The sequence below is a fragment of the Thermococcus sp. GR5 genome (assembly GCF_012027535.1).
Classification (GTDB): Archaea; Methanobacteriota_B; Thermococci; order Thermococcales; family Thermococcaceae; genus Thermococcus; species Thermococcus onnurineus.
Genome location: NZ_SNUN01000007.1, coordinates 1 through 18,836 on the forward strand (window position 1 = coordinate 1; position 18,836 = coordinate 18,836).

20 protein-coding genes, 3 tRNA genes and 1 pseudogene are annotated in these 18,836 nt (G+C 51.0%); 12 read left to right on the top strand and 12 right to left on the bottom strand.

From position 1 onward, the window contains the following. The 6 genes and pseudogenes from E3E33_RS11000 to E3E33_RS07510 form a co-directional block, all read left to right on the top strand. Positions 1 to 170 (top strand): annotated as a pseudogene (locus tag E3E33_RS11000) (sodium:proton antiporter); the annotation flags it as partial. Then, positions 163 to 567 (top strand): sodium:proton antiporter, encoded by a 405-nt coding sequence (locus E3E33_RS07490; RefSeq protein ID WP_167712200.1) that lies wholly within the window; start codon positions 163 to 165, stop codon positions 565 to 567. The pseudogene E3E33_RS11000 and the gene E3E33_RS07490, both read left to right, overlap by 8 nt. Continuing rightward, positions 564 to 1,049 carry a Na+/H+ antiporter subunit E gene (locus tag E3E33_RS07495; protein ID WP_167712199.1) on the top strand — a complete coding sequence of 162 codons (486 nt, stop codon included), beginning with the start codon at positions 564 to 566 and terminating at the stop codon, positions 1,047 to 1,049. The genes E3E33_RS07490 and E3E33_RS07495 overlap by 4 nt, the downstream gene beginning before the upstream one ends. A gap of 10 nt (positions 1,050 to 1,059) precedes the next feature. Next, positions 1,060 to 2,622 (top strand): proton-conducting transporter membrane subunit, encoded by a 1,563-nt coding sequence (locus E3E33_RS07500; RefSeq protein WP_167712202.1) that lies wholly within the window; start codon positions 1,060 to 1,062, stop codon positions 2,620 to 2,622. Between the two features lie 142 nt (positions 2,623 to 2,764). Further along, the gene (locus E3E33_RS07505; RefSeq protein ID WP_167712201.1) at positions 2,765 to 3,811 is read left to right on the top strand and encodes a M42 family metallopeptidase; all 1,047 of its coding nucleotides are present in this window, start codon (positions 2,765 to 2,767) and stop codon (positions 3,809 to 3,811) included. Between the two features lie 93 nt (positions 3,812 to 3,904). After that, positions 3,905 to 4,609 (top strand): hypothetical protein, encoded by a 705-nt coding sequence (locus E3E33_RS07510; protein ID WP_012571998.1) that lies wholly within the window; start codon positions 3,905 to 3,907, stop codon positions 4,607 to 4,609. A gap of 22 nt (positions 4,610 to 4,631) precedes the next feature. On the opposite strand, the gene E3E33_RS10870 is transcribed toward E3E33_RS07510, so the two are convergent. Next, on the bottom strand, positions 4,632 to 4,955 hold the full coding sequence (locus E3E33_RS10870) for a hypothetical protein (protein ID WP_206203406.1): 324 nt from the start codon (positions 4,953 to 4,955) through the stop codon (positions 4,632 to 4,634). Between the two features lie 49 nt (positions 4,956 to 5,004). Here E3E33_RS10870 and E3E33_RS07520 point away from each other — a divergent pair, with 49 nt between their 5' ends. Further along, entirely contained in the window at positions 5,005 to 6,930 is a 1,926-nt protein-coding gene (locus tag E3E33_RS07520) for a helicase C-terminal domain-containing protein (protein WP_167711922.1), read from the top strand. Positions 6,931 to 7,468: 538 nt separating this feature from the next. Here the strand turns inward: E3E33_RS07520 and E3E33_RS07525 are convergent. Together E3E33_RS07525 and E3E33_RS07530 are read right to left on the bottom strand one after the other, a co-directional pair. Further along, a tRNA-Leu gene (locus tag E3E33_RS07525) sits at positions 7,469 to 7,556 on the bottom strand. Positions 7,557 to 7,630: 74 nt separating this feature from the next. Continuing rightward, entirely contained in the window at positions 7,631 to 8,377 is a 747-nt protein-coding gene (locus E3E33_RS07530; RefSeq protein ID WP_012572001.1) for a DUF835 domain-containing protein, read from the bottom strand. A gap of 111 nt (positions 8,378 to 8,488) precedes the next feature. Between E3E33_RS07530 and E3E33_RS07535 the strand changes: the two genes are divergently transcribed. Beyond that, positions 8,489 to 8,566, top strand: a tRNA-Lys gene (locus E3E33_RS07535). 72 nt (positions 8,567 to 8,638) lie between these two features. Beyond that, the gene (locus E3E33_RS07540) at positions 8,639 to 9,850 is read left to right on the top strand and encodes a DEAD/DEAH box helicase (protein ID WP_167711921.1); all 1,212 of its coding nucleotides are present in this window, start codon (positions 8,639 to 8,641) and stop codon (positions 9,848 to 9,850) included. Here E3E33_RS07540 and E3E33_RS07545 read toward each other — a convergent pair. The 5 genes from E3E33_RS07545 to E3E33_RS07565 form a co-directional block, all read right to left on the bottom strand. Next, positions 9,844 to 11,025: a transglutaminase-like domain-containing protein gene (locus E3E33_RS07545; protein WP_167711920.1), complete on the bottom strand. Its 1,182-nt coding sequence runs from the start codon at positions 11,023 to 11,025 to the stop codon at positions 9,844 to 9,846. The two genes, E3E33_RS07540 and E3E33_RS07545, sit on opposite strands and share 7 nt — an antisense overlap. A gap of 344 nt (positions 11,026 to 11,369) precedes the next feature. Then, positions 11,370 to 11,477 (bottom strand) — tRNA-Met (locus tag E3E33_RS07550). A 51-nt stretch (positions 11,478 to 11,528) separates the two neighbouring features. After that, the gene (locus tag E3E33_RS07555) at positions 11,529 to 12,116 is read right to left on the bottom strand and encodes a rhomboid family intramembrane serine protease (RefSeq protein ID WP_240912054.1); all 588 of its coding nucleotides are present in this window, start codon (positions 12,114 to 12,116) and stop codon (positions 11,529 to 11,531) included. A gap of 10 nt (positions 12,117 to 12,126) precedes the next feature. Further along, positions 12,127 to 12,909: a bifunctional fructose-bisphosphatase/inositol-phosphate phosphatase gene (locus E3E33_RS07560; protein ID WP_167711918.1), complete on the bottom strand. Its 783-nt coding sequence runs from the start codon at positions 12,907 to 12,909 to the stop codon at positions 12,127 to 12,129. 5 nt (positions 12,910 to 12,914) lie between these two features. Beyond that, on the bottom strand, positions 12,915 to 13,724 hold the full coding sequence (locus tag E3E33_RS07565) for a DUF63 family protein (RefSeq protein ID WP_167711917.1): 810 nt from the start codon (positions 13,722 to 13,724) through the stop codon (positions 12,915 to 12,917). A 73-nt stretch (positions 13,725 to 13,797) separates the two neighbouring features. Here E3E33_RS07565 and E3E33_RS07570 point away from each other — a divergent pair, with 73 nt between their 5' ends. After that, positions 13,798 to 14,838, top strand: a complete 1,041-nt coding sequence (locus E3E33_RS07570; protein ID WP_167711927.1) for an NAD(P)-dependent glycerol-1-phosphate dehydrogenase — start codon at positions 13,798 to 13,800, stop codon at positions 14,836 to 14,838. A 27-nt stretch (positions 14,839 to 14,865) separates the two neighbouring features. After that, complete coding sequence (locus E3E33_RS07575) at positions 14,866 to 15,300, top strand: UPF0179 family protein (RefSeq protein WP_167711916.1); 435 nt, start codon at positions 14,866 to 14,868, stop codon at positions 15,298 to 15,300. 9 nt (positions 15,301 to 15,309) lie between these two features. On the opposite strand, the gene E3E33_RS07580 is transcribed toward E3E33_RS07575, so the two are convergent. Genes E3E33_RS07580 through E3E33_RS07590 form a run of 3 tightly spaced genes read right to left on the bottom strand, consistent with a single transcriptional unit; the run spans position 15,310 to position 17,762 of the window. Beyond that, positions 15,310 to 16,311 carry a biotin-dependent carboxyltransferase family protein gene (locus tag E3E33_RS07580; RefSeq protein WP_167711915.1) on the bottom strand — a complete coding sequence of 334 codons (1,002 nt, stop codon included), beginning with the start codon at positions 16,309 to 16,311 and terminating at the stop codon, positions 15,310 to 15,312. Next, positions 16,304 to 16,990 (bottom strand): 5-oxoprolinase subunit PxpB, encoded by a 687-nt coding sequence (gene pxpB / locus E3E33_RS07585; protein ID WP_167711914.1) that lies wholly within the window; start codon positions 16,988 to 16,990, stop codon positions 16,304 to 16,306. Before pxpB ends, E3E33_RS07580 begins: the two co-directional genes overlap by 8 nt. Positions 16,991 to 16,994: 4 nt before the next feature. Continuing rightward, positions 16,995 to 17,762, bottom strand: coding sequence for a 5-oxoprolinase subunit PxpA (locus E3E33_RS07590; protein WP_167711926.1), 768 nt, complete (start codon positions 17,760 to 17,762; stop codon positions 16,995 to 16,997). A gap of 60 nt (positions 17,763 to 17,822) precedes the next feature. Here E3E33_RS07590 and E3E33_RS07595 point away from each other — a divergent pair, with 60 nt between their 5' ends. Next, positions 17,823 to 18,308 carry a type II toxin-antitoxin system VapC family toxin gene (locus E3E33_RS07595; protein WP_167711913.1) on the top strand — a complete coding sequence of 162 codons (486 nt, stop codon included), beginning with the start codon at positions 17,823 to 17,825 and terminating at the stop codon, positions 18,306 to 18,308. Between the two features lie 121 nt (positions 18,309 to 18,429). Here the strand turns inward: E3E33_RS07595 and E3E33_RS07600 are convergent, their stop codons facing one another. Further along, positions 18,430 to 18,825, bottom strand: a complete 396-nt coding sequence (locus E3E33_RS07600) for a hypothetical protein (RefSeq protein WP_167711925.1) — start codon at positions 18,823 to 18,825, stop codon at positions 18,430 to 18,432. Positions 18,826 to 18,836: the final 11 nt, after the last annotated feature.

The following is an 18,836-nucleotide window of genomic DNA, read 5'->3' on the forward strand; positions in this document are numbered from 1 at the left end:
AACCAGTATTTCCCGCAGAGATCAACGGCCAGCTCATTGGCGGCTCACTGATTTACTACAACTTCTTCGAATTCCTAGCAGTTGGAGCCGGCTTTACAGCAGTATTCCTCCTCCTGGCGATTCCAGAAAGCATATTTAAGCGCTTTTTACGGGGGGATGTGGATGAGTAATGCGGTTCCCTTTATATTATCAATCATAATACTATCACTCATCGCGACAATCATGATCGGCCTGTATGGTATCGTTGGGAGGCCCAATCTAGTCAAAAAACTCATCGCACTAACAATTTTGGGAGATACTACAAACCTGCTTGTTATTCTACTTGGATATCGCTCAATTTATCCTGTAATGCCGCCAATATTGCCCGACTTAAGCAAGGAGGCACTAAGTCAGCTCATCAGCACAGCAGTTGACCCTCTACCACAGGCCCTAGTGATTACTGCGGTGGTTATTGGAATGGCCGTTAACGTTCTCCTAGCCTTTGCAATAATCCAGATTTACCGTTTATACGGGACTGTTGACACGAGAGAGCTTCAACAGGAGCTACTTGGGGGTGGTGAACGATGAAAGGTGTGGTCCCCACTGCAACGCTGACATTCATCACATACCTCATATTTACGGGGTCTGCAAGTCCATTTGACTTAGTTACTGGGATAATCGTAGCCATTAGTGTTGGATTGCTTATTGGGAGATACTTAGTCCAGAATGATACAAAAGCCATGAACCCTACCAGATGGCTATGGACTGTGATATATTTCATTTGGTACATGCTCGTGGCCGAGACTAAGTCCCACGTTGACGTTATGGTGAGAACGATTACAGGAAAGTACGAGCCAGGGATTGTCAAAGTACCAATTGGAGTAAAAACAGACTATGCAAAGACACTAGTCGCAAATTCAATTACCAACACTCCAGGAACAGTAGTTGTAGATCTAGATGATAAGTACATGTATGTGAACTGGATTAACGTAACTACAGAGGATCCTGAACAGGTTAAGGGAGAAATTTCTGCAGACTTTGAAAAGTTTGCGAAGAGGATATTCGAGTGAGGTGATGAAAATGGACGTTGTCGGCATTACTCCAGTCATTCCGGTAATCTTCGCATTCGCACTACCTTTATTCTCAATCATAATCAAAGGAAACAGAAAGATAATCCAGGCTTACGTCCTAATAGGGACTGGCTTGGCTTTAGTTAGCACTTTCAAACTCTTCCAGAAAACCTACGCCTCGGACAGGCCATTAGTCTACACTTTCGGAGGATGGAGTGCACCAGTTGGTGTAATCTACGAAGTCGACAAGCTAAGCGCCTTAATTGCCTTGGTGACCGCTGGACTTATGTTCCTGATCTCAATTTACTCGTATAGATACCTAGAACACGAAAATGGTCTGGAGTGGTACTATACGCTCTATCTGGGTCTGGAGGCCGGACTATTGGGAGTCCTGTTGACCGGGGATGCATTCAATCTTTTCGTCATGATAGAAGTTACGAGTATTGCAGCCTATGCCCTGGTAATGTTCTATCGCGATAGAGGCGATTCAGTGTACGCTGGCCTCAAATACGCCCTAATAGGTGCCGTAGGAACCACCATGTACTTTCTGGCTCTCGGAATACTTTATGGAGCTTTTGGCACTGTTAATCTTGCAGATTTGACAGCAAAAGTCCATGGTTTAAACTTTCCGGTTACTAATTCACCAGTCAGCAATATTGTGGTTGCCTCGGGTGTTGCCTTGGCTTTGGCTACTTGGGCGTTCTTGATTAAGTCTGCCATAGTCCCGAACCACTTCTGGCTCCCAGAAGCCCACCCAGCAGCACCAAGCCCAATCTCAGCCATACTCTCAGGACTAGTCGTCAACGTCGGTGTCTACTCACTCATCAGATTCCTCTACACCGTCTATGGGGGTACACTAATTCCAGAATTGGCCCGCATAGTCGGCGTATTGAGTAACATCGTCGTTGTCCTTGGTGCAGTATCATCCCTTTTCGGCGCTGCAATGATGACAGTCCAGAAGGACGTTAAGAGACTCATTGCTTATTCAACAATAATGCACATGGGTTATCTATTCATGGCGGTTGGACTTGGCACTCAATTAGGACTACAGGCCGCATTGTTCCACCTGGTCAACCATACCATTGCCAAAGCTCTGCTGTTCCTAGCGGCAGGAGCTTTTATTCACGCCATTGGTTCAAGGAACGTGGATGATCTGGCTGGCCTGGGTAAAAAGATGCCAGTTGCGACGTTCAGCCTTGCAATAGCTACATTAAGCCTCGTAGGTGTTCCACCATTAAACGTGTTCTTCAGCAAGCTGCTACTCTTCAATGCTTTAATGGAGAAGGGCCTTGGTCCAGCGTTAATCCTGGTGATAAGCTCTGTAATTGCGCTGGTAGCTTATGTAAGGGTGTTCTACATTATTTGGCTGGGCAAACCAAGGAAGGATATAAAGATCAAAGAGCATGCCAGCATGAGCTTAGTTTGTTTGGTATTGGCGGTAATCTGTATTATAGTCGGACTGGCAACCCCAATTATTGTGGACGGCCTCATAAACCCAGCAGCGACACAGGCGATGGACTATAACAGCTACATAAATGCAGTATTGGATCTTGCCTTAAAGACTATTCGTTAATCACACTCTACTTCTACTCTTTTATCTGTTAACAGCGCTTAAATGAGCACATGACTATCAATGGGTTGTTACTACACCTAAAACCTTAAATATCTCCCACCCGAGCATTTAGATGGAAATCTTAACGAAAGAGGTGATGGGAATGGTTGACTACGCGCTGCTCAAAAAGATTGTTGAGGCTCCTGGTGTTTCTGGATATGAGTTTTTGGGCGTTAGGGACGTTGTCATCGAGGCCTTCAAGCCCTACGTTGATGAGATAAAGGTCGATAAGCTCGGAAACGTCATAGCCCACAAGAAAGGCTCCGGGCCAAAGGTCATGCTCGCGGCCCACATGGATCAGATAGGCCTCATGGTCACCCACATCGAGAAGAACGGATTCCTCCGCGTTGCCCCGGTTGGCGGTGTTGATCCGAGGACGCTCATAGCCCAGCGCTTCAAGGTCTGGATTGGCCCGAACGAGTTCATTTACGGTGTCGGTGGAAGTGTTCCGCCGCATATTCAGAAGCCCGAGGAGAGGACCAAGGCTCCGACCTGGGAACAGGTCTTCATCGACATAGGCGCCGAGAGCAAGGAGGAAGCCGAGGAGATGGGAGTTAAGATCGGCACCATAATCACCTGGGACGGAAGGCTTGAGAGACTCGGCAAGCACAGACTCGTCAGCATAGCCTTTGACGACAGGATTGCTGTCTACACCCTTGTCAAGGCCGCCCAGGAGCTCGGCGAGACCGATGCGGACATATACTTTGTGGCCACCGTCCAGGAGGAGGTCGGCCTCCGCGGTGCAAAGGTTTCAGCCTTTGGCATTGACCCTGACTACGGCTTCGCCATTGACGTCACCATTGCCGCTGACGTTCCTGGAACACCGGAGCACAAGCAGGTCACCCAGCTCGGAAAGGGAACCGCAATAAAGATAATGGACCGCTCCGTCATCTGCCACCCGACCATCGTCAGGTGGATGGAGGAGCTCGCCAAGAAGTACGAGATACCCTACCAGTGGGACATCCTCCTCGGTGGAGGAACCGATGCTGGCGCAATACACCTCAACAAGGCTGGCGTTCCAACGGGAGCGATAAGCGTTCCAGCGAGATACATCCACTCCAACGCGGAAGTTGTGGACGGACGCGACGTTGACGCTGGAGTTAAGCTGATGGTCAAGGTTCTCGAGCACATCACCGAGCTCGAGATCTGACCGTTTCTTCCGTTTTCTTCTTCACATTCTAACGCCAACTTTAAAAACCGGCCCGAGCATCTCTTAGAGGGACAATGTACAAGGGTGCTCGGCATGGAGTCAAAGACGGCAAGGGTGCCCTTCTCAGGAGGATGGGAAGCTCTAATAAGCGTCGCGGTGAATCCTGAGGAGCTCTTCCCAACGTTTCCATACCGGGCAGAGGTTACTAAGACAGAAGAGAGGCTTATTGCGAAACTCTCCATTAAGAGCTTCCTCTGGAAGTTCGAGTTCGAGGGAGCCCTTGAGCTGGCCTTCAACGAACCTCACGTCACCTACGTAATGAAAGGTCGGAAGGGTCTTTTAATCCTGTCATTCATGGCAGACAATAGGAATCTGCTGGCTAGAGCTTCTGCCGACATTCCCGGCGAGAAGTTGCTCGGAAAGAAGCTCAGGCTAATCGCCGAGGGCTCCGGTAAGACCCTCGCCAGAATGGCGGAGAGCCACCACATCGTTGCCCCGCTCGTCTTCGGTTCTGCGCGGGAGTTCATCCTCAAGGAGTTTAGGGCCCCACTGCTTGCCCATTTGCTCCGCTACGTGATGCTAAAAACAGGGAGGAGGTCATTCAGAATAATTGGGGAGGCAGGGGATAGTAGGTTTGTCGCGGAAGTTCTCGGAGGAGTCATTGAAAAGGTAGAGTACGAGACGGCGTCGGGAAGTTCTATAATAGAGGTTAGGAAGAGCATTCTGGACGTGTCAGAGGACGATTTTACTGGAATGGAGCTGGCCGGAAGATATATGGTTAAAATTGAGGAGCACTGACAGTAAACGATCTCAGAGAACCTCATTCATCATTCATGAGATTCTCGTTCAGGAGTTCCTGAGAGCCCTCTTCTGGCGTCTCGTTGGTGATAGTTGGGGTTCCAGAGGTTCCTTCCGTGGAAACGCTCCCCTCGGAAAGCTCCTTTTCGAACTTCCTCCATTCATTCCAGAAGAAAAGTGCACCTATGCCAATGCCCACCAGGAGGAAGGGCCACTTCGAGGGGAGAGGCAGCCCACGGTGCCAGTTGTAAAGCAGATAGTTCTGGTAGAAGAACAGATAGCTCAGCCAGGCTATGATCAACGCCTCTACGGTGTATTCGATGAGCCTCTTGTCCTTTTCTTCCATTCCTCCCACCTGGGGAAAAGTTAAAAGCGAGCCGTTAAAACTCTTTCCCATGAGCGAATACTTCCCCTACGAGAGCCTCAGGCCCCACCAGCGAGAGTTCATAGAACTCGTTAACGAAGCCGTTAAAAACGGTGAAAACGCTATAATCGAGGCCCCAACGGGCTTTGGAAAGACTGTAAGCGTTTTAGCTGGGATTCTACCGTACGCTATTGAAAGGGGCTACAAGGTTCTTTATCTGGCGAGAACCCACCGACAGATGGACCGAGTTATAGAGGAACTGAAGGCGATAAACAGGAAAACGCCTATTTCCGGCGTGGAGCTAAGGAGTAGGAAGGATTTGTGCCTTCACAGCTATCTGACCCAGTTCACAACCGACGCTTACAACGCCATGGTTGTCTGCAAAAACCTGAAAAAGCTTGGCAAGTGTCCCTTCTATGAGAACGAGAAGAAGAAAAAGACCGAGTTCGACGAGCTGATCAAGTTTTTCCTTCAGGAGCCGAGCCATCCGATGGAGATACTTGACTATGCTCAAACGCTGGAGCTCTGCCCTTACGACCTGACGAGAAGGATAGCGGAAAAGGCCAACGTCATAGTCGCGAGCTACCTCTACCTGCTAAGCCCAACGATAAGGGAGAACTTCCTCAGCTCACTCGACATCGATTATTCTGACCTAATTGTCGTCTTCGATGAGGCCCACAACCTTCCTGACCAGGCTATTTCCGCCCTGAGCGACAGGCTGAGCATCCACACCGTCAACAGGGCGATAAAGGAGGCCGACGAGTACAGAGAGCACGAGATAGCAAACTTTCTAAGCATCTTCGGAAAGGGGCTTGAAATGCTCTATGAGGAGAAGCTGAGAGAAAGGGACGTTCACGAGGTACCGATTCAGCCGGGGCTTGTCTTCGCCCACGTCGTGGATATACTCAACCTCGACGGCCGCTATTTGGTCAAAACCCTCAACGAGATGGCGGCAGTTGGGGACTCAATAAGGGAGGACAGGATAGAGAAGGGCAAGCCGCCGCGCTCCTACATCGGCCGCGTTGGGGAGTTCCTCCTCTTCTGGCTCTCGCTCATAGGCAGGGAAGATTACCTCTTTCTAATGAGCAGGGACAAAGGCCTCAGCCTTGAGCTCGTGGCTTTGGATCCTTCAAAGGCGCTGAGCTTCGTAAAGAACGTCCAGTCAGCGATATTCATGTCTGGAACATTAACACCTCTAGAGGCCTTCCGCGACGTTATGGGCATCGAAAACGCCAAGCTGAAGAAGTTCCCACGCATGGTGAAGCGCGAAAACGCTCAGGTTTTGGTTGCAAAGGATGTTTCAACACGTGGTGAGGAGCGCTCGATGGAAGTCTATAAGCGGATGGTTGACTACATCGTCGAAGCAGTTAAGCTCATTCCGAAGAACGTCGGTGTCTTTACCGCATCATATGAGGTTCTGCAGGGTCTGCTCTCGGCAAACCTCGAGGTTCGCCTTGAAGGGACGGGGAAGGCAATATTCATAGAGAAACAGGGCGCTACATCTCAGGAGAACGATTTGCTCGTTGCCAAGTTCAAAGCCCACGCCAGGGGGAAGGGTGCGGTTCTCCTCGGTGTTATGGGTGGGAGAAACAGCGAAGGACAGGACTACAGCGGTGACGAGATGAACGGAGTCATTTTAGTTGGTATTCCATACGCGAGGCCGACGCCAAGGGTTCAAGCACAGATAAGGTATTTCGAGAGAAAGTTCCCGGGCAAAGGCAGATACTACGGTTATTACCTGCCGGCCCACAGAAAGCTCGTCCAAGCGGCAGGAAGGGTTCACCGCTCGGCGGAGGAGAAGGGGTCAATAATCGTCCTCGACTACCGCCTGCTGTGGAAGGGCATAAAGAAGGACCTACCAGACTGGATGCGGGAGACAATGAGACCCGTTGATCTGGGAAGAATGAGGCTGTATTTGAGGCGGTTCTGGCAGCAACCTTTACGAGGCAAAGCTTGACCAAAGAAGGGCTACTTTTAGATGACCACTTTATCAGTGTGCGACTCTCTGGGATCCTTCTATAGAGGATTTCTCAAATGAAGAAGTGCTTAACGTGAGTCCCCTCTTCTTTTTGACGCCCTCTGGACACTCACTTGGGGTTGAGCACTCTAAAACTGCCCACTAAAAAGTGAGCCCACTCCCAAAGAGGGCACTTCAAGAAGATGTACGGGCTTTAATCAAACTTTTGCTTGGCAAACAGCCTTTAGAAAGACCGGCGAAAAGTCAGACACTGCTGAAGTGGCAAGTTTGGAGTGCATTCCTAGTTATGCCGAGCATTTAGCAGGGAATTTACTAATGAGAAGGCAATCCCATCTGAGTCCTTTCCCTTTAGACACCCCAAAGGCATCAATTTTGGGTGAACCCACTGTTTAAAGGGTCGATTAAAAGGAATTTACCGCAAAATATAGCTATTATTATTGTATCGAACGCAATTTCAAAACAGCCTGTTAGAACAGTCAGAAACTTTTGATGAAATTTTTCCCAGAAAAGTTTCTTATGGTGCGGGGGCGGGGATTTGAACCCCGGAACCCCTACGGGACGGGACCCTCAATCCCGCGCCTTTGACCAGGCTCGGCAACCCCCGCGTTGCCAAAGTATAACGCTCGGAGAGGCTTTATAAATTTTGTGGTCCGTGAAGAGAACACATTCCAACGTAGCGTCATTTCAGTATCCATTTGAATTCCCTTTCGAGCATCGCGATGTGCTTCTTCTCCAAGGTTTCAGGATCAACGATCAATACAATACCAGCGCCCTTTTCAAGGAGGACATCCTTAAGGGACATGAGAAATTTGATTGTTGATTCAAATCCGTTCTGGAGTATGAGGTAATTGAGTCCATCGAAAATAACGAAAGTATCCTTATCAGCACTCTCTATTATGGTGTGCAGAAGGGGAGCGAGCCTTGTGGGGGATATCGCCTTTGGATGGTCTACGTTCGTTATCCAGATGTAAGGAACACCAAGGGACTCGTAGAGTTGGGGCCTTCTAGTTACAACAAGTACCTTCTTTCCCGATAGAAGCCCCAGAATCATCTGGGGAGATGTGGGCTTAACGAGATACGCCCCACGATGGAGTCCAGACTCTCCGTCGAGAACGACTCTGGGTTTCACGTGCATTACTATCTGTTTTCTAACTCTAACCGCCGAGAGAGCTATTATCCCAATACCTATTGTTGCTATAACGTCGTCCAGTATCTTCAGGAGCTCCAGCGGAAAAATATCATTGAGAACATTTATCAGATACCCAGACCAGAAAATTAGCACCCCAAGAAATATTCCCCTGACTACAGAGATCCCCAAAAATTCTCTCAGCACCCTTCTAATGGAGATCAGCAAATAAGCTACCCCAGTGAGGGAAACGAAGGCAACTATTTCAGCTACGAGTTTAACGTGTTCGTAGGTTATCATTGTTTCTACATATAACAGTGGGTTTATATTCTTTTCCCAAGCGTAACACCCGGCGTCCCACTCAGACCAAAAAATTTATAAAGCCACCTCCCGTCTATGGTTTCGGGTTGAGGGCCGGTAGCTCAGCATGGTTAGAGCGCGGGACTCTTAATCCCGTGGTCGGGGGTTCGAATCCCCCCCGGCCCGCCAAATCGCGGTTCTTCTCGACGCGTTCGAGTCTTGAAGGAGCGCGTTTGAGCAGTTGAAAAGGAGTTAAGAAAAATGAGTTTTGAAAACTTAGGCCTATCTGAGGCGACGTTAGTTGCCGTTAAGAGGAAGGGCTTCTCACAGCCCACCGACATTCAGAAAGAGGTCATTCCGCGTCTTTTATCTGGCGATGCGGATATAATCGGGCAGTCCCAGACTGGGACCGGAAAGACGGCCGCTTTTGCCTTGCCCATAATCGAGGCAATTGATGAAAAGGAAAAGAGCGTCCAGGCGATTATCCTGGCGCCCACAAGAGAGCTCGCCCTTCAGGTGGCAGACGAGATAAAGAGCCTCCGCGGGAGGAAGAGGGTTTACGTTTACGCAGTCTACGGCGGCCAGCCGATTGGTCCGCAGATAAGGGCCCTTGAGAGAGGTACTCACGTCGTCGTTGGCACCCCCGGAAGGGTTCTCGATCATATAAGGCGCGGAACCCTAGATCTGAGTAAGGTGAAGTTCTTCATCCTCGACGAGGCCGACAGGATGCTCGACATGGGCTTCATAGATGACATAGAGGCAATCTTTAGGGAAACACCGAAGAAGAAGCGCGTGCTGATGTTCTCGGCAACGATGCCGCGTGAGATTTTAAGGCTGGCGAGGCGCTATATGAACGATTACGAGGTAATCAAAGTCAGCAGCGACGAGCTCGTTCCAGGGATGGTGGAGCAGGAGTACATTGAAGTCGTCCCTGCCAGAAAGTTCTCAACCCTTAAGAAAATTCTAAGCGACGACTTCTACGGGATAGTCTTCTGCGCGACGAAGAGGGAAACACGGGAGCTGAGCGAGAAGCTCAGGAAGCAGGGCTACAGCGCCGAAGCCCTCAACGGAGACATGAATCAGGCGGCCAGAGAAAGGACGTTCTGGCGCTTCAAGACCAAGAGGACAAGGATTCTCGTAGCGACTGACGTTGCAGCGAGGGGCCTCGACGTCCAGGACATAAGCCACATAGTGAACTACTCCTTGCCCATGACGGCCGAAGACTACGTCCACAGGATAGGCAGAACCGGCAGGATGGGCAAGAAAGGTAAGGCAGTCACCTTCATCATGCCTGGCGAGTTCAAGAGGCTCCGCTACATAGCAAGCGTCGTGGGTGTTGATATCCAGAAGTCCGAGCTCAGCGAGGAGCTACCTAGGGAGTACCATGAGAGGTACAAGCGCGAGGAGAGACCACAGAGATACCGGAAAAACGGAAGAAGAGACTACTCCCGCGGCTATTCAAGGCGCTACTGACGCTGGCCGAGGTAGAGGGTGACAACGAGGTCGTTGCCCTCAATCCCCACTTCTATCCACGCTGAAGCACTCTTTTCAAGGTGTTCTACAGTTTCTGAATCCAGTGTCATCCTTTCGAGGAGCCACTTCACATACTGTTCGTAGAATATGGGATGATAGTAATCGGCCAGATTGTAGAAGGTTGTGCTCCACATCCAGCCGGCCTTGTAGCCTTCCGGAAGCTTGCCCTTGGAGATAAGCGAGAGAGAATTATCGGCGCCAATTCCAAAATCTTGGGCAAGTAGGTTCAGCATACCATAAGCCAGAGCCTTTGCGTCGTTCTCCGTCATGGTGTAGTCCTGTATGAGAAAGTCTTTTCCACTCAAGACCCCGAGGGTCTTCACTTCAGCAAGGTTCTCTCCTAGCATTATCTCGTAAAGCGTTGCGTTGATTATTATGCTCCCATGCCTCTTCCAGTAGCGATAGTAGGAGCCGAGATCCATCGGGGGCAGATGCTGGTCAAGGACGAAGAACCAGCCGTCTATCCTTACAAGTGCCGCCGCATGGCCAAGGTCGGTAAGGTTTATCGCCATCGCGTAAACGGGGGTGTAGTTCATGGCCAAGAGCAGGGCGTCGGTGAGAACAGTGTAGTCAGTGCATATGCCCTTTCCCCTCATAATCGTCTCATAGGGAGTCTGTATCGTGTTGTTCTGTCCCTCAACAACTTCCTGTCTTCCGTCAGGGTAAATGATAACCTTGGCAAAAGGCTCTTTGGCCTTCTCTCGGTCGTAGATTATCCACTGATCTTCCCAGTCAAGGACGTTCCAGGCACTCTGGACTAAATTTTCGCCTTTAAGCTTCTCCGCGAGTGGAGAGATAACCTCAAGCTCCGGCCTGCTCAGCATGCAGGGAAGGGCGTCTTTGAGTATGTAGCGCCAGAGCATCCCTGAGCAGTTCAACTGGGCATCCTGACTTGGCAGGAGAACGGTTAAGTTACCCCTCTGAACTTCGGGATTCGTCCATGTCGCAGGAGACGTTGTTGTGGTTGTAGTGGTGGTCGAAGCGGGCGTGCTCCAGGTAAAAGTTGTTGGGGAATACGTGGAAGACGAAGTTTCGGTCTGCTGAACTACAGTGATACATCCTGAAACGAACACCATGAGCACGATTACCAGCGCAAGGACTGCCCTTCTCATCATGACATAAAATCGTCAGTGAAAGTTATAAAGGAAACCTTCATGGAGCAACCTCTGCGCCAGTAAACTTTGCAGGCAAAGTTTGATCAAAGTTTTCTAACTGCGAGGATTGGCGAGAATGAGTTTGTATGTCCCTACAATTAGCCGTGAATACATATTTCACTTAAAAACAACCTTTTATTGAGTTTCAGATTATTTTAGGCGTTCGAAGAACGCCAGTAAGAGTGAAACTCTTTGAGAAGACACTCAATTTAGAAGGACATACGGGCTTTGATGAAACTTCAACGGAGAACGAAGTTCTCCGTGTGTTGGAGCGAAGCTCAACATTGTTTGGCAGAAGTTTCTAATGGTGCCGGGGCGGGGCTTTGAACCCCGGACCTCTCGGTTTCTCAGGCTCCCCCGAAGGGGAGCGGCCCTATGAGCCGAGCGCTCTGACCAGGCTAAGCTACCCCGGCACAAGCGCCCGGGTTATACCTTTCGGGGGGTATTTTTAAATCTTTCGTTCACTAGGCATAGCTGTAGGTCATTGCCACGAGTTTTTTCTTGAGTTTCTTGCCATAGTGGAGACCAAGCAGGATGCCAGTTATGAGGCCTCCCAGGTGGGCATAGGCGTTTACTCCCGGAAACATGCTGTTTATCAGGAAGAGGATGAAAGCATTCACGAAAGCACTCTGGATGTTGCCACCGAGTATCCCCGATACCATTATCAGAACGCCTACGATTCCGAAGAGAGCCCCACTCGCGCCGGCGCTGATCGAGTTCGGCGGGAGGAGGAAGAGCGTGACCAGATTACCGACAAGACCAGCGGCCAAGTAAGTAAAGACAAGAACCCTGCCCCCGAAAAGGCGTTCCAGCTGACTGCCAAGCATAAGGAGGAAGTACATGTTGAAGACTATGTGAAGTATTCCCACGTGAACGAACATGGCGGTGAAGAGTTGCCACCAGGCACCATTAAGGACTGCATAGTTCCACTGACCAATTCTGGCAAGAACCTCGATGCTGATGTCTATGGGGTTACCACTCAGTATGGCCTCGAAAATGTAAACGACAACGTTGATCACGAAGAGCGCCGTTGTGACCTTCCCGTATTTCATTGTGGAGCCTTTAAAGATCATTGGCGAGTTCCTCCAGAATTAGGTCAAGTAAATATCTGTCATTCACAGCTATTAGATTGGTTGTCTCCGTGGCGCTGAGGTTGAGCTTGAGCTCGTTTCCCTTCTCATCCGTCACTATCGCGCCGGCTTCCCTTGCAATTATAACTCCCGCCGCTATGTCCGTTGGGCGAACGTAATTCCTTATGTCGAGAACGCCGTCGAGAGCCCCCTTAGCGAGGTAAGTCAGCTCAACTGCTATAGCTCCAAGAACACGGACGCGTTTGACCTTCTTTATGAGGCGTATGCACCTTCCGCGCGTGTAGAAGCTCAGTGCTTCCTTTCCACGTTCCGGCTTTCTAACGTGTATCCTCTCTCCGTTCATGAAGGCGCCGTTTCCAGGAATGCCCTCATAGAAATGTTTGGTAACGAACTCATATATCGCACCATAGACCGGCTTTCTACCTGCAAAGACTGCAAAGCTGAAAGCAAATATAGGTATCCCCGCGGCGAAGTTGTAGGAGCCGTCTATGGGATCGACGACAACCGTGTAATCGCTCCCGTTGTCTATGAGTCCAACCTCCTCGCTCACGACGTTGACGTCGAGGGGCTGCAGTCTGCTCAAGACGATGTCCTCGGCCACTTTGTCAACGTACTTAGTGACGTCACCGCTCACGTTAGTCCCAATAGTTTCCCCAGCCTTTGGGGTTCCAAAGAGGGGCATTACAACCTTCTCAACTTCCTTGGCCATCTCAATGGCCACTTCGTTCCAGGGGATCTCACCAAATTTTTCCATACGTATCACCCCATCAGGGTTATCAACAGATTCCTAGTCCCGGGTCCAAAGCCAAGTATGAACATTGCGAGCTTGACGAAGTTTATCAGCTCCGGATCTTCATCCTTCATCTCCCTGTCGAGTATCCAGACTATTGGGAGCAGTATTAGGAGCTTCTCGGGATAAATCACCGCGGGAGTACCAGAGAGCTCCATGAGTTTTCTGGCTAAAACGTGTTGCTCCCAGAAACCGAAGAACTGAATTCCCACGAAGGTAGTGGTCGCGTCGTAGAAGTGGGTGTAAAAGAGAAGCGAGTTGTCTCCCACAAGCTTGACCTTTTTCGAGAGCACCCATATGAATGCTTCCGCGGCGATAAGAATTGGCACGAAGTACTTGAAGACCTCCCACCTGAAGTTGACCTTGTCTAGGTTTATCAGCAGTATAAAGACCAGTCCACCAAGGAGGACGTATCCGAAATCGCGGTAGAGGGGGTAAAACTTCTCCCCTGACCCAACGTGCCGCCAGACAACGTAGAGGGAAGCGAGGGCAAAGGCTGCGATGACGAAGTAGCCGCCTGGACTGACTGTCAAGTATGTCCTTGGGAGGATTCCCACATCTGTCATTGCCCTCATAAGCGGGCCGAGGATCATGTACGGAATCAGCGCCTTGAAAAAGTGCTCGTCTATTTTTATCCCCATCCTCTTCAGGAGCCTGTACAGCAGGAGGACGGCTATTCCAAGGATTATTGCATAAACGAATGTGTTGACGATGTTGTAGCCCTCGTTGTTGATTATAGGCTCGATGAAGTACCTGTAAAAGAACTCGTAGAGACCCATTCGACCACCATAGACGGTTGTTCCGATAGCCTTAAAGCTTTTCCCACTATAGTTCCTACGGACGGTGATGGGGATGCACTTAATGCAGCTGCCGCGGGAAGTGTTGCTGGGCGAGAACCTCAAGGGAGAAGTCGTTAACGTTGCAAAGAGGCTGAGTCTTGACGAGAGGGCTCTCATACTCTACGGCCCAAAGACTAAGGAAATCGCCGGGAAGGACGTCGAGAAAAACCTAAAGGAGGCCTTCGAGGTTAGTTCGCTCATCGTAAGAGAGGCCACAATGGGCGAGGTTGAGAGAACGCTGGATAAAATAAGGGACGAAAACGTTAACTGGCTCATAGCCGTTGGCGGCGGGAGTATAATAGACATCGCCAAGCTAGCATCCTTCAAGGCGGGTATCCCGTTCATCAGCTTTCCAACCACAGCTTCCCACGATGGAATAGCAAGCGCTAACGCCTCGATAAAGGATTTGGGAGCGAAGACCTCTATCAAAGCTATTCCCCCGATAGCAGTCATAGCCGACGTTGAGGTTATCAAAACCGCCCCGTACCGCTATTTAGCGGCCGGTGTCGGAGACATAATCTCGAACTTCACCGCTGTAAAGGACTGGCAACTGGCTCACAGAATAAGGGGCGAGTACTACAGCGAGTACGCTGCCTCCTTAAGTCTGATGAGCGCCAAAATGGTGATAAGGAATGCTGATATCATACGGCTCGGCAACGAGGATAGCGTGAGAAAGGTCATAAAGGGTTTAATCTCGAGCGGCGTTGCTATGAGCATAGCCGGTTCCTCACGGCCGGCAAGCGGCGCTGAGCACTTATTCAGCCACGCGCTCGACATGATAGCGCCGAAACCGGCTCTGCATGGCGAACAGTGCGGAGTAGGGACCATAATAGTGGCCTACCTTCATGGCCTTAGATGGGAGAAAATTAGGGAAACCTTAAAGAAGGTGGGAGCACCAACTAACGCATATGAGTTGGGAATTGACCCCGAGTATATCATCGAGGCGCTCACGATTGCTCACACGATAAGGCCAGAGCGCTATACAATCTTCGGAAAGGATGGCCTGACGAGGGAGGCAGCCGAAAAGGCCGCTAAAATCACAGGAGTCATCTAAGGATCATCATTCATGGAGGTGTTTGGAATGGCAATAATCACGTTAGTCGGGGAAAAACTGGCAAGGCCTGGGGTTGAATTCATATATTACGGCCCAGCAGAACCGTGCAGGACCTGTAAGCTCGCAGGGGTCTGCGTTGGAAACCTTGAACCAGGAAGGCGCTACAAGATTCTGCGCGTAAGGAGCATGCCCTCGCACTCCTGCCCTCTCCACGAGGGCAAGGTCAGGGTCGTCGAGGTTGTGGAGCCTTCCATCGAGATAGCCATCGAACCAAGGCTGGCCATAGCGGGTTCTGTGATAAAGCTGAGCTTCGTGGACTGCAGTGACCCGGAGAAACGTGACCTGTTCCGTCCGGAGGGGCTCTTCGAGGGCGACAGCGTCAAAATCATAGAAATCCTCGGCGATGTGGAGTGCAACGGAAGAACCTACAAGCTCGTCAAAGTAATGAGGAAAAAGGAGTGACGCCCTCTTCTATTCTTTTTCTACTTCTGCAAACGCTATCAACTCTTCTCCTCCTGTTTTGATCCTGTATGCCCTGAGCTCTCCATTAAGAAAGGCTTTTATCACTGTCATCATCTTCTCGCGCCTCCTTAAAAGTTCATGTGCTTCTTCGACACTCACCGCTTTGAACCTCAGCCTCTCACCCGGTCTGCTCTGAGCTACCAGCGGAACCTCAACCCGAGCAACTACCCCTATCTTCGCGTAGCCGCCAGTGGTTTGGGCATCAGCCATCATGATTATCGGCTTCCCGTTTGCCGGAACCTGAATTGAGCCGATTGGAACGGCGTCCGTTACGATGTCGGCTCCTTTCTCCGAGTGCTCTATCGCCGGTCCGTCGAGGCGGTAGCCCATCCTGTCGGATTCGGGGGTTACCGTGTAGGTCTCGCTCAGAAAGGTTTCTATTCCGTGTTCGGTAAAGTGGTCAAGGTTCGGCCCGAGGATTACGCGGATAACTTTCTCCTTTGCCAAATAATCGGGCCTCAGCTCCCGGGGGAGGTACCTGCCCTCCTTTCCAGTCAGAATCGCGTATCCAAGGCTTAGCCTATCGCCAGCCTTTAGGGGTCCTCCGAGGTGAGCTTTTGCATAGGTCGAACAGCTTCCCAAGAGTTTTTCACACCTTATTCCACCGGCGAAGGCAATGTAGCCATAGAGGCCACTCTTCAGCGTTCCGACCTCAAGAACATCGCCCCTCTTTGCCCAGTGGCTCGCCCACGGCTCAATCGGAACCCCGTTGAGTCTGGCCTCAACGTCTCCAGCTACCGCGAAAACTGCCGAAGCGTTGAAGCGGATGGTTGGGCCCGCAAGGGGAAACTCAAGAACCGGGGCGTTGTCCGGATTACCAACTATGTAGTTGGCTAGTCTCGCGCTCACTTCGTCCATGACGCCGCTCACTGGGACGCCAAGCTTTCTGTAGCCGGTTCTGCCAAGATCCTGGACGGTTAGGAGTGAGGGGACTTGGAGAAGCTCAATCATTGCCCTGACCCCCTCTGTAAAGCTCCCGGAACTCCTCCTCACTTATCGGCACAAACTTCACGTAGTCGCCAGGCTGGAGGAGCGTCGGTGGGTCTTTCCTTGGATCAAAAAGCTTCAGAGGAGTTCTGCCGATGAGCCGCCAGCCACCGGGACTTTCGAGGGGATATATGCCCGTCTGCTTTCCAGCTATGCCCACGCTTCCGGCGGGAACTTTCAGCCTCGGTTTTTCCAAGCGGGGGGTGGCTATCTTCTCGTCCATTCCACCCAGATAGGCAAAGCCTGGGGTGAAGCCTAGCATGTAGACCCTGTACAGAGGCTTCGAGTGGATCTCGATGACGTCATCCACGCTGAGGCCATTGTATTGAGCGACGAACTCGATGTCGGGCCCGAATTCACCGCCGTAAACCGTTGGAATCTCGACTATTCTCGACTTTTCCTCATCAGACTCAGCGGAGAGGAAAGGTTTCACTGCCTCGGCGACCTTGGTATAGCTCACCATGAGCGGGTCGTAGTAGACGTAAACGGTTGAGTAGGTTGGGACAACCTCGATGAGCCACTCTGGATTAGCCCTCTCGATGGCTTTCGCCACAGCGTGGACTTTTCTGTTTACATTCTCATCTATTACCTCGCCAAAGGAGATAACAAGCGCTAAATCGCCAGCTGGTTTGAACTTGACCATGTTCTCACCTTATGAACTCACCCATAGGCACTACATTGATGCCCTCATCTTCGAGGACGCGCCTGATATAAGCTGCTATCTCCACTGCCTTCGGGTTGTCTCCATGGACACAGATTGTGTCGGCTCTAAGCTCGATCCACTCCCCGTTGATGGCTTTAACGCCGCCGTCCTTCACCATAGAGACAACGCGCTCGGCTATGAGCTCTTTGTCGTGTATTACCGCCCCGGGCTTCCCCCTTGGAACAAGCGTACCATCCGGGTTATAGGCCCTGTCGGCGAAGACCTCATGGGCAACCTTTAGTCCCATCTCCTCGGCAATCTCTGCCGGTCTTGAGCCGGAGAGCATCACGAAGATAATCCTTCTGTCGAAGTCGGTGATTCCCTCAATCACGGCCTTTGCGAGCTCTTCATCCTTCACGAGGGCATTGTAAAGGGCACCGTGGGGCTTGACGTGCTGGAGTTCCATCCCCTCAGCCTTTGTGAAGGCATGAAGCGCACCTATCTGGTAGAGAATGTAGTTCCTCGCCTCTTCAGGAGTCAGCTTCATGTATCTCCTCCCGAAGCCAAGCAAATCTGGATAACCCGGATGTGCTCCAACGGCAACACCTTTCTCCTTCGCAAGTCTGACAGTCTTCCTCATGACGAGCGGGTCTCCCGCATGCCAGCCGGTGGCAACGTTAGCGCTGGTAATGTATTTCATGACTTCCTCATCGAGACCAAGTTTATAGCGGCCGAAGCTCTCACCCAGGTCCGAGTTCAGGTCAACCTTCACCTTCACCACCGGGGTTCATTTCGACCCAAATCTAAAAAAGGGTTTCCACGAGTTAAGAACATGCTCGCGATAGATGCCGCTATATTCATCCAGGGGGTTGACGTCGAAGGCGTAACTACCCCCAAGGTGGTAGAAGAGGTTAAAGACCCCGAGTCGAGGCTCTTTTTGGAAGGCCTGATTAACGCGGGGAAGGTTAGAGTGCTGACGCCTTCACGCGAGAGCATTGAGGCCGTTAAGGAAGCGGCCAAAAGAACCGGCGAGCTCGGGGAACTGAGCGAAGCAGATATAGAAATCCTCGCCTTGGCTTACGAGCTTAAGGGAACGCTCTTCACTGACGACTATAACCTCCAGAACATCGCAAGGGTTCTTGGGATAGAGTTCAAGACCCTTAAGCGCGGAATAAAGAAGGTCATCCGCTGGAACTACGTCTGCATCGGCTGCGGGAGGAAGTTCACGAGCGAACCTCCTGACGGAATCTGTCCAGATTGTGGGAGCCCCGTGAGGCTCATTCCAAGAAAGCGCCCGAGGAGGCGTCGGCGCTCATAGGGTATATCATCGGTTCTCCTCATCCCGTCTTGGATTCGTCACCCGCCTCCCCAGGCGGCGTCAGGGCCAGTCCTCGTCATCACGAAGCTCGGTGCAATTCGCTGTCATCATCCGCGGTCGTTCATTGGAGGTAGTAGGATATAAGCTTTCTCAGCTCGAGGTTTCTTTCAGGCTTCAGTCTCAAGAAGCGCCTGAGCTGGCTGTTCTCAGCGGTAAGGCCAGAGAGCTCAATTGCGAGGATTTTGTTGTCTTCACTTACACCGTAAGCCTTGAAGCGCAGTGGAGCGTACTCCTTCTCCAGCTCCCACACCTTCTCCTCGAGTTCTTCAACCTTCTTTTCAAGTTCCTCAAGTTCCCCCTTGGGCATCTTAAACTCTCCGAGAAGGGCGATTTCGATAACATCCTCTGGAGAAACGCCGTATTCCTCACTAAGCCTCTCTATTTTCCCCCAGAGCTCGTTGCTGAGTTCAATCTCAATTTTGCCGAACCCTTTATCGGGTTTGACTATGAGCTTCACTTTGTTCACGC

Bases quoted from the DNA above. Each gene is read 5' to 3' on its own strand.
- E3E33_RS07490 (WP_167712200.1), top strand. From the start codon at position 163: ATGAGTAATGCGGTTCCCTTTATATTATCAATCATAATACTATCACTC.
- E3E33_RS07495 (WP_167712199.1), top strand. From the start codon at position 564: ATGAAAGGTGTGGTCCCCACTGCAACGCTGACATTCATCACATACCTC.
- E3E33_RS07500 (WP_167712202.1), top strand. From the start codon at position 1,060: ATGGACGTTGTCGGCATTACTCCAGTCATTCCGGTAATCTTCGCATTC.
- E3E33_RS07505 (WP_167712201.1), top strand. From the start codon at position 2,765: ATGGTTGACTACGCGCTGCTCAAAAAGATTGTTGAGGCTCCTGGTGTT.
- E3E33_RS07510 (WP_012571998.1), top strand. From the start codon at position 3,905: ATGGAGTCAAAGACGGCAAGGGTGCCCTTCTCAGGAGGATGGGAAGCT.
- E3E33_RS10870 (WP_206203406.1), bottom strand. From the start codon at position 4,955: ATGGAAGAAAAGGACAAGAGGCTCATCGAATACACCGTAGAGGCGTTG.
- E3E33_RS07520 (WP_167711922.1), top strand. From the start codon at position 5,005: ATGAGCGAATACTTCCCCTACGAGAGCCTCAGGCCCCACCAGCGAGAG.
- E3E33_RS07530 (WP_012572001.1), bottom strand. From the start codon at position 8,377: ATGATAACCTACGAACACGTTAAACTCGTAGCTGAAATAGTTGCCTTC.
- E3E33_RS07540 (WP_167711921.1), top strand. From the start codon at position 8,639: ATGAGTTTTGAAAACTTAGGCCTATCTGAGGCGACGTTAGTTGCCGTT.
- E3E33_RS07545 (WP_167711920.1), bottom strand. From the start codon at position 11,025: ATGATGAGAAGGGCAGTCCTTGCGCTGGTAATCGTGCTCATGGTGTTC.
- E3E33_RS07555 (WP_240912054.1), bottom strand. From the start codon at position 12,116: ATGAAATACGGGAAGGTCACAACGGCGCTCTTCGTGATCAACGTTGTC.
- E3E33_RS07560 (WP_167711918.1), bottom strand. From the start codon at position 12,909: ATGGAAAAATTTGGTGAGATCCCCTGGAACGAAGTGGCCATTGAGATG.
- E3E33_RS07565 (WP_167711917.1), bottom strand. From the start codon at position 13,724: ATGGGTCTCTACGAGTTCTTTTACAGGTACTTCATCGAGCCTATAATC.
- E3E33_RS07570 (WP_167711927.1), top strand. From the start codon at position 13,798: ATGCACTTAATGCAGCTGCCGCGGGAAGTGTTGCTGGGCGAGAACCTC.
- E3E33_RS07575 (WP_167711916.1), top strand. From the start codon at position 14,866: ATGGCAATAATCACGTTAGTCGGGGAAAAACTGGCAAGGCCTGGGGTT.
- E3E33_RS07580 (WP_167711915.1), bottom strand. From the start codon at position 16,311: ATGATTGAGCTTCTCCAAGTCCCCTCACTCCTAACCGTCCAGGATCTT.
- pxpB (WP_167711914.1), bottom strand. From the start codon at position 16,990: ATGGTCAAGTTCAAACCAGCTGGCGATTTAGCGCTTGTTATCTCCTTT.
- E3E33_RS07595 (WP_167711913.1), top strand. From the start codon at position 17,823: ATGCTCGCGATAGATGCCGCTATATTCATCCAGGGGGTTGACGTCGAA.